Raw genomic sequence first — 19,310 nt, forward strand, 5'->3', positions numbered from 1 at the left:
CCAGGTACTTAGATGTTTCAGTTCCCTGGGTTCGCTTGAAACCTCCTATGTATTCAGAAGTCTCATACCTTCTCTTGATAACCGGAAATCCAAAACCTCGAGGGTTATGGTCCCGATCATTTCTGGTCGAACACCAAGACCTGAGGTCTTGGAGTTCCGGCTATCGAAGGTGGGTTTCCCCATTCGGAAATCCGCGGATCAAAGCTTCTTCGCAGCTCCCCACGGCTTATCGCAGCGTAGCACGTCCTTCATCGCCTCTCAGCGCCAAGGCATCCACCGAACACCCTTAAGGCACTTGATTGCTCTCATTATCAATGTCCACACACTCGGCAGAATGTTGTCTGTACGATTGCCTTTCGGCGCGCGCCCTCGATGAACGCTACGTACAGCCGGACAATGATTAGAAAGACCAGCTTGCTTCGTAAGATCGTTCCGATAGCGAGGCGGTCAAGCTTCGCTAAAAGGATCATTTCACAACTCGAGAGCCAACCTTGCGGTCAGCGTCGAGCGCCGAAAATGATCCGGAGATAATGAAGGATTCGCGCAGCAATCTGCTACACGACCCAACTCGGATCGATCTCCTCTTTACGATGTCAGAAAACCCGCAACTTGCTGTCTATCCAGACTAGCAGGATGCGAAGTGATGTTTCGCGGACGACGGTACATGACCTCGGTGATCAAACCATCTGGTGGAGCCAGACGGGATCGAACCGACGACCTCATGCTTGCAAAGCACGCGCTCTCCCAGCTGAGCTATGGCCCCGTAACCAGAAGACGAATGCTCACTCGATGAGTGTGGTGGGCCTGGGAAGACTTGAACTTCCGACCTCACGCTTATCAAGCGCGCGCTCTAACCAACTGAGCTACAAGCCCCTAACGCCTATCCCGTTAAGGACCATGGGATCCTGCGCAGCAGGCCCAGCGCGTGTTCGTCCGCGAAGAAAGAGAAACGTAGACGGCGAAATCCCGCCAATGGAGCTCAACGATCTGGCGATCTGTTGGCCCCTGATGTTTCTAAAACAGCTCGATAGAAGCAAGCTTCTGAAGAGCCATCCTTAGAAAGGAGGTGATCCAGCCGCAGGTTCCCCTACGGCTACCTTGTTACGACTTCACCCCAGTCGCTGACCCTACCGTGGCCGGCTGCCTCCTTGCGGTTAGCGCACCGTCTTCAGGTAAAACCAACTCCCATGGTGTGACGGGCGGTGTGTACAAGGCCCGGGAACGTATTCACCGTGGCGTGCTGATCCACGATTACTAGCGATTCCAACTTCATGGGCTCGAGTTGCAGAGCCCAATCCGAACTGAGACGGCTTTTTGAGATTTGCGAAGGGTCACCCCTTAGCATCCCATTGTCACCGCCATTGTAGCACGTGTGTAGCCCAGCCCGTAAGGGCCATGAGGACTTGACGTCATCCCCACCTTCCTCGCGGCTTATCACCGGCAGTCTCCTTAGAGTGCTCAACTAAATGGTAGCAACTAAGGACGGGGGTTGCGCTCGTTGCGGGACTTAACCCAACATCTCACGACACGAGCTGACGACAGCCATGCAGCACCTGTGTTCCAGGCTCCGAAGAGAAAGTCACATCTCTGCGACCGGTCCTGGACATGTCAAGGGCTGGTAAGGTTCTGCGCGTTGCGTCGAATTAAACCACATGCTCCACCGCTTGTGCGGGCCCCCGTCAATTCCTTTGAGTTTTAATCTTGCGACCGTACTCCCCAGGCGGAATGCTTAAAGCGTTAGCTGCGCCACTAGTGAGTAAACCCACTAACGGCTGGCATTCATCGTTTACGGCGTGGACTACCAGGGTATCTAATCCTGTTTGCTCCCCACGCTTTCGTGCCTCAGCGTCAGTACCGGGCCAGTGAGCCGCCTTCGCCACTGGTGTTCTTGCGAATATCTACGAATTTCACCTCTACACTCGCAGTTCCACTCACCTCTCCCGGACTCAAGATCTTCAGTATCAAAGGCAGTTCTGGAGTTGAGCTCCAGGATTTCACCCCTGACTTAAAAACCCGCCTACGCACCCTTTACGCCCAGTGATTCCGAGCAACGCTAGCCCCCTTCGTATTACCGCGGCTGCTGGCACGAAGTTAGCCGGGGCTTATTCTTGCGGTACCGTCATTATCTTCCCGCACAAAAGAGCTTTACAACCCTAGGGCCTTCATCACTCACGCGGCATGGCTGGATCAGGGTTGCCCCCATTGTCCAATATTCCCCACTGCTGCCTCCCGTAGGAGTTTGGGCCGTGTCTCAGTCCCAATGTGGCTGATCATCCTCTCAGACCAGCTACTGATCGTCGCCTTGGTAGGCCATTACCCTACCAACTAGCTAATCAGACGCGGGCCGATCTTTCGGCGATAAATCTTTCCCCGTAAGGGCTTATCCGGTATTAGCACAAGTTTCCCTGTGTTGTTCCGAACCAAAAGGTACGTTCCCACGCGTTACTCACCCGTCTGCCGCTGACGTATTGCTACGCCCGCTCGACTTGCATGTGTTAAGCCTGCCGCCAGCGTTCGCTCTGAGCCAGGATCAAACTCTCAAGTTGGACTTGAACTTTGAACCGGCTGATCACAACGTTTGACGAGGTCCCACCATTATCGACCGAAGTCGATGTGCTGCCTGCGATTCACATCGCTGGCAACGATGGTGTTTCCTTTGAAACGTGTACCGCCGAAGTCTTTCGTCCGGTCTCGATCAGAAAAGCCGAAGCTTTTCAGAAGCGAGACCCGCAAGGACTCCGCCGTCCACGTTTCTCTTTCTTCATCTTCACTTGTCAAACAGCCCGGGACCAGGAGGCCCCAACCTTCCGGAGTGGAAGGGTTCCGACACCCTTACTGACGTCGAATGACTCCAACCGATTGTGTCGGCTGTTGTGTCACTCAACAAGTTGAGGAGCATCAGTGGCGCGTTCGCTCGCCTTGGTCAGTGACCCGGCGGCGCCGCGCTCAGTGGTTGGGGTTATAGGCCGCACCTTCCGGGCTGTCAACGCCAATCGTCAACAAATCGTCGCACAGTGGATTGTCGCAAAAAATCTAGTGATTACAGTACATTAGCGAGCCATGGAGCGCGCGAGGCGGAGCGTCTCGGTAAAAAATCTGAAAAAAAGTTTGGGCCCGGGCGGCCTCCTGAGGGGGCCTGGGAGGGTCCTGAGGGGGGCCGGAAGAGGCCTCGGGCGCCGCGTCGCCCAAGGCCCTGCGCCCGCCATTCAGGAAACTTTTTCGATCTTAGGCGCCGTACTAGAGCCACAATCCCGCGGCGTTCTGGTATGACACAAGCTTGAATCGCAGTGATGCCAGTGGGGGCTGCCGGCGATTTGCTTGGGGTTCAGGGAAGGCGATCTGACGATGACGCGGCCTTCTTCGGACATTCGAAAGACACCGAGAGACCTTCACCTGCCCAGCTGTTCGTAATTTCGACCGGGCCCTCACTTGGGGCCTTCTGAGCGCGAGCACCTGTGCGGTACGGCTTTTTCCGCAATCCCCTGGAGAGGGCGAGCTGGGGAAGGTCTGCGGCGAGGGTTCGGATCGTTGATTGGGGGACTTGGGTTGAACCAGAGGACGTCACGCGGCGCTTACGGGCGTGAGACCGGGATCATCGATCTCGGCCACGAGCCGCCGCTGTCCGTCGATGGTTCCGAGGCCGCCGTCATCGATCGCCGTCGCGTCTCGGTGCAATGGTTCAGCGGCACAATTCTGACCGGACTCTGCGGCGCAGCCCTGATCGGCGGCGCCGTATTCGCATCTCTCGACGGCGAAATGACTTTCGCCAAGGTGCCGGAGCGGGTCGAAGGCGCGCTGCGTGGCGCCTTCGGCGCGGCCGATCGCACCGCGACCCTGCACAAGAGCGACCGTCTGCCCCCGCCGAGCGACACCACGGCCTCGCGCAACATCGTCCGCGTCTCGACGGTGGCTCGCGTCGGCAACCGTGACGTGATGCGCGTCCGCCCCTTCGTTCGGATCGCCGGCAATCTGTCGATGACGACCAGCGACCTGTCGGCGAAAATCCCGCCTTTCAACGCGCAACGTCTGCTCACCGACGTCGGCTCAGACGCGAAGACTGCTGCCGACGACCCGAACAACCCCGAAGCCGTCGAGCCCGACGCCGAGGTCTCCTTCGTCACCAAGGACCTGTCGCCGGTGCTGCCGAAGGCCAAGATTTCCGCGGTCGTGGCGCTCGACGACATCCTGATGCGGGTGCGCGATGCCGCCAATTGGCGCGGCAATGGCGGGGTGCGCTACGCATCCCTCGCCAATGCCACCGCCGACGTCTCAGGCACGACCGGACCATCCGAGATGAAGATGGCCTACGCCGCCGAAGCGTCGCCGTCCGATCCCTATGCCGGTTTCGAGACCCGCGTGGTGCCTGAAAACGTCACGCTGCTGCCGAAGACGAAGGAGCAGATCACCGGCGGCAATCCGAACGGCGAGCGCGTCCACCTGGTCAAGAAGGGCGACAGCGTCGGCTCGGTCCTCCGCGATCTCGGCGCCACCGCGGACGAGATCAAGGCGATCACGGCAACGCTCGGCCCGCGCGGCCGCGACGGCGGCCTGAAGGAAGGCGAGAAGCTTCGCATCCTGATGGCACCCGCAAGCCCCGGCGCGCGGCTCCAGCCCTACCGCGTCGTGGTCGCCAACGACACCGTGGTCGAAGCGATCGCGGCGTTGTCCGATCTCGGCAAATACGTCGCGGTCGACGTTTCCAGCATGAATACCGTCGCCGACGCTACGGCCAACACCAACAGCGACGACGATGAAGATGACGACGGCAGCGGCGTGCGGCTCTACCAGAGCATCTACGAGACCGCGATGCGCAACAAAGTGCCGATGCCCGTCATCGACGACATGATCAAGATCTACTCCTACGACGTCGATTTCCAGCGCAAGGTGCAGCCGGGCGATTCGTTCGACGTGTTCTATGCCGGCGAAGACGAGGGCTCGACGGCGGTCGACAAGAGCGAAGTGCTGTTCGCCTCGCTCACGGTCGGCGGTGAAACCAAGAAATATTATCGCTACCAGAGCCCGGACGACGGCGTCGTCGACTACTATGACGAGACCGGCAAGAGCGCGAAGAAGTTCCTGGTCCGCAAGCCCGTCAACAGCGCCATCATGCGCTCCGGCTTCGGCGGCCGCCGCCATCCGATCCTCGGCTATGTGAAGATGCACACCGGCGTCGACTGGGCCACGGCCTACGGAACGCCGATCTTCGCCGCCGGCAACGGCGTGATCGAGAAGGCCCAGCTCGAAGGCGGCTACGGCAAATACGTCCGCATCAAGCACAACAACGGCTACGAGACCGCCTATGGCCACATGTCGGCCTTTGCCAAGGGCATGGAGCCCGGCAAGAAGGTGCGGCAGGGCCAGGTCATCGGCTTCGTCGGCTCGACCGGCCAGTCGACCGGCCCGCACGTTCATTACGAGATCCTCGTCAACGGCCGCTTCGTCGACCCGATGCGCGTGAAGCTGCCGCGCGGCCGTTCGCTCGAGGGCCCGATGCTCGCGGGGTTCGAGAAGGAGCGCGACCGCCTCGACGCCATGATGAGCGGCCGGGCCGGCGCCATCGCCCGCATGTCGGATGCGACCGGCGGGCCGTTGCAGGTCAGCAACCGCTGATTGGACAAGCGGTTGAAATCGACCTGCCATCCCCCGAAACGTGATTGCGGTGCGACGTCATTTTGACGCGCCGCAATTTCAAGTTTCGTTTGCCAAAGCGGTTTGACGAGCAAATACTTTCCAAAAAAGGGGAGGTCTCGCCATGACGCACAGGTTCGCCTGCGCAGCCTTCGCCGCTGCGATTTTTGCAACCACGAGCGCTTTTGCCGATGGCTGGGAGGTCACAAAGCTTGTCCCGGGCTCGGCCTTCCACGGCGTGCACGGACTCGGAATCGATAAGGACGGCCATCTGTTTGCGGGCAGCGTCGCAGGTGCGGCGCTCTATGAAGTTGACGTTGCCGCGGGTACCGCCAAGGTTGCAATCCCCGCACCTGTGGGCATGGCCGACGACATCGCCTTCGCGCCCGATGGCACCATGGCCTGGACCGGTTTCCTGACCGGCGATCTCTATGCGCGCAAGGGCGACGGCCCGATCAAGAAGCTGGCCAGCGGCCTTCCCGGCATCAATTCGCTCGCCTATCGCAGGGATGGCCGGCTCTACGCCACCACCGTCTTCCTCGGCGACACGCTCTATGAAATCGACGTCGACGGAGTCAAACCGCCGCGCCAGATCATGGACAAGATGGGCGGCCTCAACGGCTTCGAGTTCGGGCCCGACGACAAGCTCTACGGTCCGCTCTGGTTCAAGGGACAGGTCGCAAAGGTCGACGTCGACAAGGCCGAACTGACCGTCGTCGCCGACGGATTCAAGGTCCCCGCCGCGGTGAATTTCGATTCCAAGGGCAATCTCTGGGTGGTCGACACGGCGCTCGGCCAGCTCGTTCGCGTCGATCCCAAGTCCGGCACCAAGACCGTGGTCGCGCAACTGAAGCCGTCGCTGGACAATCTCGCCATCGACGACAGGGACCGCATCTACGTCTCCAACATGGCCGACAACGGCATCCAGGAGGTCGATCCGGCGACCGGCCAGGCGAAGCAAATCATCGTCGGCAAGCTCGCTTTGCCCGGCGGCATCGGCGTTACCTCTGAAAACAGCAAGGATACGATCCACGTCGCCGACGTGTTTGCCTATCGCACGGTGGACGGCGCAACCGGCGAGGTCATCGAGAAGGCGCGCATGCACGCCGACGGCGTCACCCTCGAATATCCGATGAGCGCGACGGCGAAAGGCAACGACGTGGTCCTGTCGAGCTGGTTCACCGGCACGGTACAGGTGATCGACGGCAAGTCCGGCGCGACGCGCGAGATGCTGCACGGCTTTAAGGCGCCGCACGACGCCATCGTGCTTGCCGACGGCAGCCTGCTGGTGGCCGAACTCGGCACCAAATCTCTGGTCAAAGTCAGCGGTGAGCACGGCAAGGATCGCGCCACGCTGATCGGCGGGCTCGAAGGCCCGATCGGCCTCGTCGCCGGATCGGGCGACGAGGTCTATGTCACCGAAGCCTTTGCCGGTACCGTCTCCAGGATCGACAAGAATGGCGAGAAGACGGTGCTGGCCAAGGACCTCAAAATGCCCGAAGGTCTTGCGCGCGCAAACGACGGCCGGTTGATCGTGGCGGAGGTCGGCGCCACCAGGCTGATCGAAATCGACCCGGAGAACGGCCAGGTTACGGAGATTGCGGCCAATCTTCCGATCGGCCTGATCGGAGCGCCCAATGGCCTGCCGACCCACATCCCGACCGGCGTTGCGGTCGGCAGCTCCGGCACCATCTATTTCAGCTCGGACGTCGAGAATGCGATTTACAAGGTCGTGAAGAAGTAGGCTCGCCTGGGGGGACGCCGGCCGCGGAACAGGTGCCCCGGCTTTCCTGTTAGACGCTGACGGAAACCCCCACCAGCAGGAGGACCGTCCCATGACGCGCCTCTCACGCGACGATGTCGTCAAGGCCGTGGACCGGGCCGACGACGTCACCATAGCCCAGATCATCGAAACCGGCGCAACTGTCGAGGAACTCACTGAGGCCCAAGCCTGGCTCGCCAACGACGAACCCATGATCAACGATTTGCGGCCACTGGCACAGGGCCGCGTGCGTGAACTCGTGGATATTCTCTCGGAGCTAGAACAGGACGATGACGAGCAAGGTCCTGCCGGGCCTGGCTCGGCGTCGGCAATCAGCTAGCCGATCAACTGACAAAAATTCGCCCCGGAGAGAGCAACCTCTCCGGAGCGAATTGCTTTGGCGATGCGCGTCGGCGCTCAGTTCAGCTTGCGCTTCGGCACCGGCGCCTCGAACGGGGCGATCTCAGCGGTCTGCGGCGCCTTGCCGTTGAAGGTCAGCACATTGCCTTCAGACGAGATCGCAACCGTGTCGCCATCCCTGACGTCGCCGGCCAGGATCATCTCCGCGAGCGGATCCTGGAGGTAGCGCTGGACCACCCGCTTCAGCGGCCGCGCACCGTAGGCCGGATCCCAGCCCTTGGCCGCGAGCCAGTCGCGGCCCGAGGCGTCGAGCGTCAGCACGATCTTGCGATCGGTCAGCAGCTTCTGCAGCCGCGCGAACTGGATCTCGACGATCCGGCCCATCTCGCTGCGCTGCAGGCGATGGAACAGGATGATCTCGTCGACGCGGTTGAGAAACTCGGGGCGGAAATGCCCCCGCACCATTCCCATCACCTGCTCACGCACGGCGGAGGTGTCTTCGCCCTCCGGTTGATTCACCAGAAACTCCGAACCGAGGTTCGAGGTCATGATGATCAAGGTATTGCGGAAATCGACGGTACGGCCCTGGCCATCGGTCAGGCGGCCGTCGTCGAGCACCTGCAACAGGACGTTGAAGACGTCGGGATGGGCTTTCTCGATCTCGTCGAACAAGACGACCTGATAAGGCCGGCGCCGCACCGCTTCGGTGAGTGCACCACCCTCGTCGTAACCGACATAGCCGGGAGGCGCGCCGATCAGCCGCGAGACCGAATGCTTCTCCATGTACTCGGACATGTCGAGGCGAACCATCGCGGTCTCGTCGTTGAACAGGTACTCGGCGAGCGCTTTCGTCAACTCGGTCTTGCCGACGCCGGTGGGACCCAAGAACATGAACGAGCCGGTCGGCCGATTCGGATCCTGCAGGCCCGCGCGCGAGCGGCGCACGGCCGTTGCGACGGCACGCACGGCCTCGGCTTGGCCGACGACGCGCTTGCCGAGCTGCTCCTCCATCTTGAGGAGCTTCTCCTTCTCGCCTTCCAGCATCTTGTCGACGGGCACGCCGGTCCAGCGCGAGACCACCTGCGCGATGTGGTTGGCGGTGACCGCCTCCTCCATCATCTCGCCGGAGTTCTCCTTGGCCTCGATATCAGCCAGTTGCTTTTCCAGCTGCGGGATCCGGCCGTAGGCCAGCTCGCCCGCCTTCTGGAACTCGCCGCGCCGCTGCGCATCGGCCAGATCGACGCGCAAGGCGTCGAGCTCCGACTTCAGCTTCTGGGCGTTGGAGAGCTTGCTCTTCTCCGCACTCCAGCGCGCGGTCAGCGCGGTGGATTTCTCCTCGAGCTCGGCCAGCTCCTTCTGCAGCGTTTCGAGACGCGACTTGGAGCCGAGATCGCTTTCCTTCTTCAGCGCTTCCTGCTCGATCTTGAGCCGGATGATCTCCCGATCGAGCGAATCCAGCTCTTCCGGCTTGGAATCGACCTGCATCTTCAGCCGCGCCGCGGCCTCGTCCACGAGGTCGATGGCCTTGTCCGGCAGGAAGCGGTCTGTGATGTAACGGTTGGACAGCGTCGTCGCGGCCACGAGCGCGGAATCGGTGATCCGTACTCCGTGGTGCTGCTCATACTTGTCCTTGAGGCCGCGCAGGATCGAGATCGTGTCCTCGACCGAAGGCTCGCTGACGAAGATCGGCTGGAAACGCCGCGCCAGCGCCGCATCCTTCTCGACATGCTTGCGGTACTCGTCGAGCGTGGTCGCACCGATGCAGTGCAGCTCGCCGCGGGCGAGCGCGGGCTTGAGCAGGTTGGAGGCGTCCATCGCGCCCTCGCCCTTGCCGGCGCCGATCAGCGTGTGCATCTCGTCGATGAACAGGATGAAGGTGCCTTCGCTCGCGGTCACTTCCTGGAGCACGGCCTTCAGCCGCTCCTCGAACTCACCGCGGTATTTTGCACCCGCGATCAGTGCGCCAAGATCGAGCGATAGCAGCTTCTTGTCCTGGAGGCTCTCCGGCACGTCACCGTTGACGATGCGCAGCGCGAGGCCTTCGGCGATGGCGGTCTTGCCGACGCCGGGCTCGCCGATCAGGACGGGATTGTTCTTGGTCCGGCGCGAGAGCACCTGGATGGTGCGGCGGATCTCCTCGTCGCGGCCGATGACCGGGTCGAGCTTGCCGTCGCGCGCGGCCTGGGTCAGGTCGCGGGCATATTTCTTCAGCGCGTCATAGGCGTTCTCGGCGGTCGCGGAATCCGCGGTGCGGCCCTTGCGCAGCGCCTCGATGGCGGCGTTGAGGTTTTGCGGGGTGACGCCGCCCTTCGCGAGAATCGCGCCGGCCTCGCTGGTCTTCTCCAGCGTGAGGCCGAGCAGCAGACGCTCGACCGTGACAAAGCTGTCGCCCGCCTTCTCGCCGGCTTTTTCGGCGGCATCGAAGGTGCGGGCAAGCTCGGGTGCCAGATAGATCTGGCCGGCACCGCCGCCGGAAACCTTCGGCACCTTGCCCAGGGCATCCTCGGTCGCCTTCAGAATGGCGCGGGAATTACCGCCGGCGCGGTCGATCAGGCCGGAAGCCAAGCCTTCACTGTCGTCCAGCAGCACTTTCAGGAGATGCAGGGTGGAAAACTGCTGATGTCCCTCGCGCATCGCAAGCGACTGCGCGGACTGGATGAAGCCCCTGGAGCGTTCGGTATATTTATCGATATTCATGTGGTTTCTGTCCCTCGGCCTGCCCCTGGGGCCCTAACAGGCACCCCAAACGGCATCTTCATTGGGTTTCCGCTTGCCGCGTTGACGTTGCTCAACCGGCAGCGGTCGTTATCGGCCGACACTGGCGCCGGCCTGAACCAGATGTGGGAAGCGTGCCCTCGGATCGGAAGAGGCAAGTTCACAATTTCGTGCGCAGATCGGCCCACTTGGCGAGGACAGAGCGAATCCCCTAAGTAGCCGCATGACCGCCAATCAGACGGCCGAGATCACCGGCCTTTACCGCTACCCGATCAAAGGCCTGACGCCGGAACCCCTGTCCCGGGTGCCCTTGCGCTCAGGCCAGACCCTGCCCTCCGATCGCCGCTACGCCATCGAGAACGGACCCAGCGGATTTGACCCGGAAGCCCCGGGATGGCAGCCCAAAATCCAGTTTCTGATGCTGGCCCGCAATGAGCGGTTGGCCTCCCTGGACAGCCGGTTCGAGGACGCGACCAATCGCCTGACCCTTCGCAAGAACGGCCAGATCGTCGCCAGCGGCGATCTCGAGACCGCCGACGGCCGCGCCGCCATCGAGGCCTATTTCGCGGAGAATTTTCATGCGGAGCTGAAGGGGCCGCCAAAAGTTCTGTCCGGCCGTGGCCACAGTTTTTCCGACGTGGCCCGCAAGGTCGTGTCCATCATCAACATCGAGAGCGTCCGCGCCATCGAGACCATGCTCGATGGCATCGCCGTCAATCCCCTGCGCTTCCGCGCCAATCTCTACGTGACGGGCTGGCCAGCCTGGTCCGAGCTCGACCTCGTCGGCCAGACGCTCGCGATCGGGCAGGCGCGGCTGAAGGTGGTGAAGCGCATCGTCCGCTGCCCGGCCACGAATGTGGATCCGGTGACGGCGAAGCGCGATCTCGAGATACCGCCGACGTTGTCGCGCCATCTCGGCCACATGGACTGCGGCATCTATGCCGAGGTGATGGCCGACGGCGAGATCGGCGTGGGCGATGCGGTCGCCGTGGAACAACCGAGATTGGTGTGAGCTTCGTAGGGTGGGTTAGCGAAGCGGATGCGCAAGGCGCAATCCGCTGCGCGTAACTCATCACTTCTGCCGCCGCGGAGACCAAAGTGGTGGGTTACGCCAGCGGATCACGATTCGCGCAATCCGCTAGCTAACCCACCCGACGCACCGTCACCTCAATTCGGCATCACATACGCATAGATGCGGCCGCGCGAGATCGGGGCCTCGCGGACGCGATTGCCGTTGTTGCCGGAGATCATGATCGGATTGCCGTGCGCGTCGATGCCGGTAATGATGCCGACATGCCCGCCGCGGCGGCCGCGCGACATCACCGCGATGGCCCCGACCTGCGGGCCGGAGACGCGCGTGCCGTAATGCGCGAACGAGCTCGCCATGTCGGACCCGGTGCCCTGATGGCCGGTCTTCTGAAGCACCATGTTCATGAAACGCGCGCACCACAGGCTGCCGCGCCCAGTCGGATTGCCGCCGAGATAACGGCGCGCCTCGGACACGAGCCCCGATCCACCGCCGAAGCCACCGCTCGCGACCGCGCCGCCGCCATTGGCGCTCGGATCATAGCTGGCCTGCGTGTTGGCGAATCCACTCCCCTGCAATTGCGCCGCGCTGCGCTCGAAGCGCGAGCTGCCTGCATGGTGGCGATAATGATGATGCCTGGCGTGATGCACGTAGGCGTGCCGCTCCGCGCTGTGACGATGATGGGGCCGCGCTGAGGCCGGAGAAACGAACGCGGCACAAGCCGCGAAGATGAACGCCAGCGCGACAACACAACGCGACAGGCGAGACGCAAACAACTCAACCATACTTCATCCTCGTTGACACCCCCACTTCCCAAGTCGGCCCGTGCGGTGGCCGACATCGACAGAGGCCGTTAAGCCGCCCGATGTGGCGAGAAAAAGACACCATGGCCCGTGAATAGCTGCGATGATTTTGCGGCAATGTTGGTGTGAAGCCGCCTCATTGCCGACATCTGCATTAACCGCAATTCTCAAGTCGCGGCTTGAAGAGAGGGAAACAGTTAATACCCCACGCCACGACCAGGGACGGCGTCCGCCTCCCGTTCGAGGAAGCGGGTCAGGCAACGCCGATACTTTTTCTGCACGAGTTCAAGCAGTGCCGCGCCAATGCCGATCAATTCGAGACGCTGGGCTCGGCGGTCCGCGGAAGGATTCCGGATGGCTTCCCTGCGCTGGCAACGGACGGAGTCCCGACTTCGGAAACATCGCGAGGCCGGTAGATGCTTTTCGAAACAGTCTCGCGCCCCATGCAAGGGTCATCCTCGTCGCCGCAGATGATCAGCGCGGGACACTCTGGATTGCTTCGTCCCAAGAGCTCCTCGCAGTGACGACGGATCGAGCTGAGTTCCTTGGGGCAAGGCGATCTTTACTTCCCCTGCCCGCGCGTGAGCAGAAACACGCCCTGCTCGCCGAACAGATTCCACACCCACCATGGCAGCCGAAGCCGCAGCGGGCGGCCGTAGAGGTCGAGCGCCTCGGCGCGCTCCATCTTGACGTGGATCTCGTCGCAGAGTTCGACGAAATCCTTGATCGTGCAGAAATGGATGTTGGAGGTGTCGTACCAGCTCGCCGGCAGGTTCTCCGTGCGCGGCATGTGGCCGCCGATCAAGAGCTGCAGGCGCATGCGCCAGAAGCCGAAATTGGGGAACGACACGATGGCGCGGCGGCCGATGCGCAGGAGGTTCTCCAGCACGACCTTGGGCTGCCGCGTCGCCTGCAGCGTCTGCGACAGGATCACGTAGTCGAAGGCATCGTCGGGATAGTTGACGAGGTCGGTATCGGCATCGCCCTGCACCACCGCGAGGCCCTTGGCCACGCAGCGGTTGACGCCTTCGCGCGACAGTTCGATGCCGCGGCCGTCGATGCCGCGGGTCTCCAAGAGCTGCAGCAGATCGCCGTCACCGCAGCCAACGTCGAGCACTTTCGAGCCGGGCTTGACCATTTCGGCGACCAGCAGATGGTCGGCGCGAAATGGACCGGGCTGTTCGGACGCGAGGCCATTGAGCGGCAGCAGTTCCTGTACAGACATCGCCAGCCGTCCTCGTCAGTCGTTCTTGCCGGTCAACCCGCGCGCCTTGCCCGCCGATTGCAGGAAGGCACGCGAGATGTCGAAGAATTCGGGCACGTCGAGCAGGAACGCGTCGTGGCCGCGGTCGGTCTCGATCTCGGCGAATGACACCCGCGCGCTCGAGGCGTTCAGCGCGTGCACCAGCGCGCGCGATTCCGACGTCGGGAACAGCCAGTCGCTGGTGAAGGAGACCACGCAGAAGCGCGTCTCGATCCCGGCGAACGCTTTCGCCAGCACGCCGCCATGGTCGCCGGCGATATCGAAATAGTCCATCGCGCGGGTCAGATACAGATAGGAGTTGGCGTCGAAGCGTTCGACAAAGGACGAGCCCTGGTAGCGCAGATAGGACTCGACCTGGAAGTCGGCGTCGAACGAGAAGGTCGGCAGCTCGCGGTCCTGCATGCGGCGGCCGAACTTGCGATGCAGCGCGGCGTCCGAGAGATAGGTGATGTGCGCCGCCATGCGCGCGACCGCAAGGCCGCGATGCGGATGGATGCCCTGATCGGCGTAGGCGCCGTTGTGCCAGTCGGGATCGGCCATCACGGCCTGGCGGCCGAGCTCGTGGAAGGCGATGTTCTGCGCGGAGTGCCGCGTCGAGCAGGCAATCGCCAGCGCGGAGTAGACGCGCGCAGGGTACGCCGCGGTCCATTGCAGCACCTGCATGCCGCCCATCGAGCCGCCGACCACGGCAAACAGCGTATCGATGCCGAGCCGGTCGATCAGCATCGCCTGCGCGCGCACCATGTCCGGGATGGTGATGACGGGGAAATCGAGGCCCCAGACCTTGCCGGTCGCGGGATTGATCGAGGCTGGACCCGTAGAGCCCATGCAGCCGCCGATCACGTTGGAGCAGATGATGAAGTACCTGGCAGGATCGAGGGGCCGACCGGGACCGACCAGCGTCTCCCACCAGCCGGATTTGCCGGTGACGGGATGCACATTGGCGACGTGCTGGTCGCCAGTCAGCGCATGGCAGATCAGAACCGCGTTGGAGCGATCGGCGTTGAGCTCGCCATAGGTCTTGTAGGCGATCTGGAACGGGGTGAGATCGACGCCGCAATCCAGCCGCAGCGGCTGGTCCGCGCCGAACAGCGCGACTTCCGAACTCGGATGATCGACCTCATGCGACCGGTCGTCGGCACTGATCGCGGGACTGGGTACGGACTTGACGCCAACCATCTCTGACCATCGACCTCGTTTGCGATCGGACTTCAGATCGCGACTGACATCAGGCCATGAAAAACCCGGCCTGAACGATAGGTTCGGCCGGGATCGAAAGCGTCCCCGGCCTGTTTAGCGAGTTTTTTAACGTGGCTGCAAGCCGGCCGGCTCAAATGACCACGGAACAGGCAAAAACCTACCGGCTTGGGCCCATTTCGTCAAGTCGCGCTCCGGATGAACCAAAATCGTCTCTCACTGGGCAGCTCTGCAGGACGTCATTTCTCTTTGCTTTCGCCGCCCTGACTGCCTAATCAGGACATTGCCCGCAGCTTCCCAACAGTCCTGTCAGACATGTCCCAACGCCCGCCCGCGCCACCATCGCTCCAGGAATTGCGCAAGGAGATCGACGCGATCGACGAGGGCATGCACCGCCTGCTGATGCAGCGCGGCGACATCATCGACCGGCTGATCCAGGTGAAGCAGACCCAGGAGGTCGGCTCCGCGTTCCGCCCGGCGCGCGAGGCCTCGATGATGCGCGAGATCGTGCAGCGCCATCGCGGCATCCTGCCGCTCGACACGGTCGAAAGCATCTGGCGCGTCATCATCTCGACCTTCACCTATGTCCAGGCGCCGTTCTCCGTGCATGCCGACATCTCGGTGAGCGAGCCCGCGATGCGCGATTCCGTGCGCTTCCATTTCGGCTTCACCGTTCCTTACGTCGCACATTTCAGTGCACAGGCAGCGGTGGAGGCGGTGGCGAAATCCAAGGGTGATCTGGCGCTGGTCTCGGCGACCTCGAGCCGCACGCCGTGGTGGCTGGAGCTCGAAGCCGACGGCGCGCCGAAGATCATCGCGCGCATGCCCTTCGTCGAGCGCGCCGACCATCCGGCCGCGCTGCCCGTGTTCGCGGTGTCCCGCGTTGCCGACAGTGCCGTGGTGACGGAGGTCGAAACGTTCAGCGTGCGTGTCTCGGGGTGGAACGCCGAGGTCGCGCGGGCGCTGTCGCCGCTCGCCGAGATCGTGGCGGTGCCCGATACCGCCTTCGACGGCGCGGCGCTGCTGGTCTCAGTCGCGGGCGCCGCCAGCATCGACAAGATCAGGGCGGCCCTGATCGCAGCTGGGGCCTCCGTGCGCTCCACGGCCCTCGTCGGCAGCCACGCAACGCGCTATACGGTGCCCCCGACCGGGTCGAAATCGTAGATCGCGAACCGCCTCAAGACCATTTTCGGAGTTGAAGATGTCCCGCCCCGTGCCGAATCCCGGCATTCTCGATATTGCGCCCTACACGCCCGGCAAGAGCCCGGTCGCCGAGCCGGGCCGCAAGGTGTTCAAGCTCTCGGCCAACGAGACGCCGTTCGGACCCTCGCCCAGGGCGATCGAGGCCTTCAAGCATGTCGCGGAGCATCTGGAAGACTACCCCGAGGGAACCTCGCGCGTGCTGCGCGAGGCGATCGGCCGCTCGTTCGGGCTCGACCCGAACCGCATCATCTGCGGCGCCGGGTCGGACGAAATCCTCAACCTGCTCGCCCACACCTATCTCAGCCACGGCGACGAGGCGATCTCGACCACGCACGGCTTTCTGGTCTACCCGATCGCAACCATGGCGGTCGGCGCCAAGAACGTGGTCGCGGCCGAGAAGAACCTGACCTGCGACGTCGACGCCATTCTCAACGCAGTGACGCCGCGCACGAAGCTGGTCTGGCTCGCCAATCCCAACAACCCGACCGGCACCTATGTGCCGTTCGACGAGGTCAAGCGCCTGCGCGCCGGCCTGCCCTCGCACGTGCTGCTGGTGCTCGATGCCGCCTATGCCGACTATGTCTCGCGCAACGATTACGAGATGGGAATCGAGCTCGTCGCCACCACGGAGAATACCGTGGTGACGCACACCTTCTCAAAGATCCACGGTCTTGCGGCACTGCGCGTCGGCTGGATGTTCGGCCCCGAACACATCGTCGACGCGGTCAACCGCATCCGCGGACCCTTCAACGTGTCCACGCCGGCGATGTATGCCGCGGTCGCGGCGATCGAGGACACCGCCCACCAGGCGATGTCGAAGCAGTTCACCGAGACCTGGCGCAACTGGCTCACCGAGGAGATCGGCAAGCTCGGGCTGAAGGTGACGCCGGGCGTCGCCAATTTCGTGCTGATCCACTTTCCGCAGGAGGGCAAGACGGCGGACGCCGCCGACGCCTTCCTCACCAAGCGCGGCCTGGTGCTGCGGGCGTTGAAGAACTACGGCCTGCAGCATGCGCTGCGCATGACCATCGGCACCGAGGAGGCCAACCGCCTCGTCGTCGACGCCTTGCGCGACTTCATGGCCGGCAAATGAGTGTGGATCCGCACTTCCAGCGCATCGCGCTGATCGGCTTCGGCCTGATCGGCGGCTCAATCGCACGCGCTGCGAAGCGCCAGGGTCTGGCCGGCGAGATCGTCACCACCGCGCGCTCGGAGAAGACGCGTGCGCGGGTGCTGGAGCTCGGCATCGTCGACCGGGTCGTGGCGACAAATGCGGAAGCGGTGAAGGACGCCGATCTCGTCATCCTCTGCATCCCCGTCGGCGCCTGCGGGCCGGTGGCGCAGGAGATTGCGGCGCATCTCAAGCCCGGCGCTGTGATCTCGGATGTCGGCTCGGTCAAGGGCGCCATCGTCAGGGACATGGCGCCGCATTTGCCGGAGACCGTTCATTTCGTGCCGGCACATCCGGTCGCAGGCACCGAGCATTCGGGGCCGGATTCCGGCTTCGCCGAGCTCTTCATCAACCGCTGGTGCATCCTCACGCCGCCTGACGGCACCGACGCCGAGGCCACCGCGCACCTGCGCGCTTTCTGGGCGGCTATGGGCGCCAGAGTCGAGGTGATGACGCCGGATCACCATGATCTCGTGCTCGCAATCACCAGCCATCTGCCGCATCTGATCGCCTACACCATCGTCGGCACCGCCGACGAGCTGGCGCAGGTGACGGAATCGGAGGTCATCAAGTTCTCCGCCGGCGGCTTCCGCGACTTCACCCGCATCGCAGCCTCCGATCCGACGATGTGGCGCGACGTCTTCCTCGCCAACAAGGACGCCGTGCTGGAGATGCTCGGCACCTTCACCGAGGATCTCGCCAAGCTCACCCGCGCGATCCGCCGTGGCGACGGCGAGGCGCTGTTCGACCATTTCACCCGCACCCGCGCCATCCGTCGCGGAATCGTCGAGATCGGCCAGGATTCGGCCGCAGCCGACTTCGGCCGCCAGCACGGGCAGCTCGACAAGAAGCCGGGCTAACCAATCCTTGATCCCTGCGATGCGACGGCGTCCGGCCGGCGCTTCATCATCATGGCGCGAAGGCGCCGTGAGCGCGGATCAATACAGCGGGGGAATCTGGCCGACCTTGATGGGGCCGAGCATCACGGCGCCATCGGCGAATTTGAGCGGAAAGGTACGGGCCTTCTTGCCCTCGAGCGTGCTCTCGGTGCCAATCGAATTGATGCCGGCGGCAACACCGGCATTGGCGTTCTGCTTGATGACCTTGCCGAGGCCGGGAACGGCGCGGTCGAGTGCGCCGAAGAGATTGTTGAGATCCTGCGACTTGACGCCGGGCGCGACGCGATCGAGCGTCGCCTGCGGCACGCCGTCTTCCAGCATCTTCTCGATGCCGAGCGCCGGGATGATGCGCTCGAGGCCGGTCACGGTCATCTGCAATTCGCCGTCCAATCGGCCATTGGCCGAGAGGCCCAGCGTGCCGGCTGCGACCGCGATCATCTCGCCCTGCTGGATCCGCGACTGCACGATCTCGATATGGCCGCCGGCGGCCTGGATCTCCCGGAAGCGCTGCGGCCAGGGCTTCGGTGTGAGATCGGAAAGCCCGGTGATCTTCGCGCGCGTGTCGGCCTCGAACGGCTCGGCGAGCAACGGATGGACGCCCTGAATACTGCCCTGCGAAATCTGGAGCACGGTCTCGATGACAGGATGATCTGCCGACGATCCGTCCGCGAGACGTCCATGCAGCTCGATTTCCTTGGCGCGCGCAAGGGGTACCTGCACGGCGCCGTCGACCCTGACGATGCTGGGATCGTCGAACACGATCGAGGCGCGCTCCGGGATGGCCGGCAGGCCGATCACGCTGCTGCGGCCCTTGCTCCAGTTCACCACGAAGGTGTTTTGCGTGACGCCGTCGACCAGCGTTGCGGGCGCCGAGAACTCGGCGATGACGTGCTTGGGATCGTAGACCTGTCCCACGACCAGAATGTTGTCGAGCTTGGCCGTGAAGGGGGTCTTGCTCGCATTCTGCGAGACCAAGGCGACGCTGGCGCCGGAGCACTGAATCTCGAAGCGGAACGGGAATCCCGCGATCGAGCGCCTGGCGCAATCATAGATGCGCCCGGCCTTTGCCTCCTGCGCGCGCCAGGCATCGACCGCCACCCCGGCCTGCGAGGCCGCATAGAACCAGAAGCCGCTCCAGGCGGCTGCAAGGATCAGGAGGAGGACGGGAGCAATGAAAAGCCCCCAACGGGAGCGCCGGCGTACGGCAATGGTCATATCGGACATGCGGCGACCCTTTGGTCCCAGATTTTGTCAAAATGTAAGCGAGGCAGGCCCGGGACA

Annotated in this window: 12 protein-coding genes, 2 tRNA genes, 2 rRNA genes and 1 riboswitch (1 of these 17 only partly in view); of the genes, 7 read left to right on the forward strand and 9 right to left on the reverse strand. The window is 63.1% G+C overall.

All coding sequences use genetic code 11. The features are described 5' to 3' along the window. The 4 genes from ACVW16_RS14395 to ACVW16_RS14410 all read right to left on the reverse strand — a co-directional run. Positions 1-301, reverse strand: a 23S ribosomal RNA gene (locus ACVW16_RS14395) (it extends 2,546 nt beyond the left edge of the window). Positions 302-687: 386 nt separating this feature from the next. Further along, positions 688-763, reverse strand: a tRNA-Ala gene (locus tag ACVW16_RS14400). A 33-nt stretch (positions 764-796) separates the two neighbouring features. Beyond that, positions 797-873, reverse strand: a tRNA-Ile gene (locus ACVW16_RS14405). Between the two features lie 186 nt (positions 874-1,059). Next, positions 1,060-2,546 (reverse strand): 16S ribosomal RNA (locus ACVW16_RS14410). The 16S and 23S rRNA genes sit together here with 2 tRNA genes alongside, the layout of an rRNA operon. 1,000 nt (positions 2,547-3,546) lie before the next feature. On the opposite strand from ACVW16_RS14410, the gene ACVW16_RS14415 reads away from it, so the two are divergent. The 3 genes from ACVW16_RS14415 to ACVW16_RS14425 all read left to right on the forward strand — a co-directional run bounded on the left by ACVW16_RS14415 (position 3,547) and on the right by ACVW16_RS14425 (position 7,730). Continuing rightward, on the forward strand, positions 3,547-5,610 hold the full coding sequence (locus ACVW16_RS14415; RefSeq protein ID WP_456737147.1) for a M23 family metallopeptidase: 2,064 nt from the start codon (positions 3,547-3,549) through the stop codon (positions 5,608-5,610). A gap of 142 nt (positions 5,611-5,752) precedes the next feature. After that, on the forward strand, positions 5,753-7,372 hold the full coding sequence (locus ACVW16_RS14420; RefSeq protein WP_456699849.1) for a hypothetical protein: 1,620 nt from the start codon (positions 5,753-5,755) through the stop codon (positions 7,370-7,372). A gap of 91 nt (positions 7,373-7,463) precedes the next feature. Further along, positions 7,464-7,730, forward strand: coding sequence for a hypothetical protein (locus ACVW16_RS14425; RefSeq protein WP_456699850.1), 267 nt, complete (start codon positions 7,464-7,466; stop codon positions 7,728-7,730). 77 nt (positions 7,731-7,807) lie between these two features. On the opposite strand, the gene clpB is transcribed toward ACVW16_RS14425, so the two are convergent. Next, positions 7,808-10,447: an ATP-dependent chaperone ClpB gene (gene clpB / locus ACVW16_RS14430; RefSeq protein ID WP_456699851.1), complete on the reverse strand. Its 2,640-nt coding sequence runs from the start codon at positions 10,445-10,447 to the stop codon at positions 7,808-7,810. Positions 10,448-10,688: 241 nt separating this feature from the next. Here clpB and ACVW16_RS14435 point away from each other — a divergent pair, with 241 nt between their 5' ends. Continuing rightward, positions 10,689-11,477 (forward strand): MOSC domain-containing protein, encoded by a 789-nt coding sequence (locus tag ACVW16_RS14435; RefSeq protein ID WP_456699852.1) that lies wholly within the window; start codon positions 10,689-10,691, stop codon positions 11,475-11,477. 155 nt (positions 11,478-11,632) lie between these two features. Here ACVW16_RS14435 and ACVW16_RS14440 read toward each other — a convergent pair whose 3' ends face one another. The 3 genes from ACVW16_RS14440 to metX all read right to left on the reverse strand — a co-directional run bounded on the left by ACVW16_RS14440 (position 11,633) and on the right by metX (position 14,738). Next, complete coding sequence (locus ACVW16_RS14440) at positions 11,633-12,277, reverse strand: TIGR02594 family protein (RefSeq protein WP_456699853.1); 645 nt, start codon at positions 12,275-12,277, stop codon at positions 11,633-11,635. A gap of 580 nt (positions 12,278-12,857) precedes the next feature. Continuing rightward, positions 12,858-13,520: a methionine biosynthesis protein MetW gene (metW, locus tag ACVW16_RS14445; protein ID WP_456699854.1), complete on the reverse strand. Its 663-nt coding sequence runs from the start codon at positions 13,518-13,520 to the stop codon at positions 12,858-12,860. 15 nt (positions 13,521-13,535) lie between these two features. Next, a complete protein-coding gene (metX, locus tag ACVW16_RS14450) occupies positions 13,536-14,738 on the reverse strand; it encodes a homoserine O-acetyltransferase MetX (protein ID WP_456699855.1) in 1,203 nt (400 codons plus the stop codon). A 93-nt stretch (positions 14,739-14,831) separates the two neighbouring features. After that, positions 14,832-14,911: riboswitch (SAM riboswitch) on the reverse strand. A 160-nt stretch (positions 14,912-15,071) separates the two neighbouring features. Here metX and ACVW16_RS14455 point away from each other — a divergent pair. From ACVW16_RS14455 to ACVW16_RS14465, 3 genes are read left to right on the forward strand one after another with little or no spacing between them, the layout of a single operon-like run. Continuing rightward, positions 15,072-15,920, forward strand: a complete 849-nt coding sequence (locus ACVW16_RS14455; RefSeq protein ID WP_456699856.1) for a chorismate mutase — start codon at positions 15,072-15,074, stop codon at positions 15,918-15,920. A 37-nt stretch (positions 15,921-15,957) separates the two neighbouring features. Beyond that, positions 15,958-17,052 (forward strand): histidinol-phosphate transaminase, encoded by a 1,095-nt coding sequence (gene hisC, locus ACVW16_RS14460; RefSeq protein ID WP_456737146.1) that lies wholly within the window; start codon positions 15,958-15,960, stop codon positions 17,050-17,052. After that, entirely contained in the window at positions 17,049-17,990 is a 942-nt protein-coding gene (locus ACVW16_RS14465) for a prephenate/arogenate dehydrogenase family protein (protein ID WP_456737145.1), read from the forward strand. Before hisC ends, ACVW16_RS14465 begins: the two co-directional genes overlap by 4 nt. A gap of 78 nt (positions 17,991-18,068) precedes the next feature. On the opposite strand, the gene ACVW16_RS14470 is transcribed toward ACVW16_RS14465, so the two are convergent. Continuing rightward, positions 18,069-19,253: a DUF2125 domain-containing protein gene (locus ACVW16_RS14470; protein WP_456699859.1), complete on the reverse strand. Its 1,185-nt coding sequence runs from the start codon at positions 19,251-19,253 to the stop codon at positions 18,069-18,071. Between the last annotated feature and the right edge of the window lie 57 nt (positions 19,254-19,310).

The sequence above is a fragment of the Bradyrhizobium sp. USDA 4474 genome, from assembly GCF_054057515.1.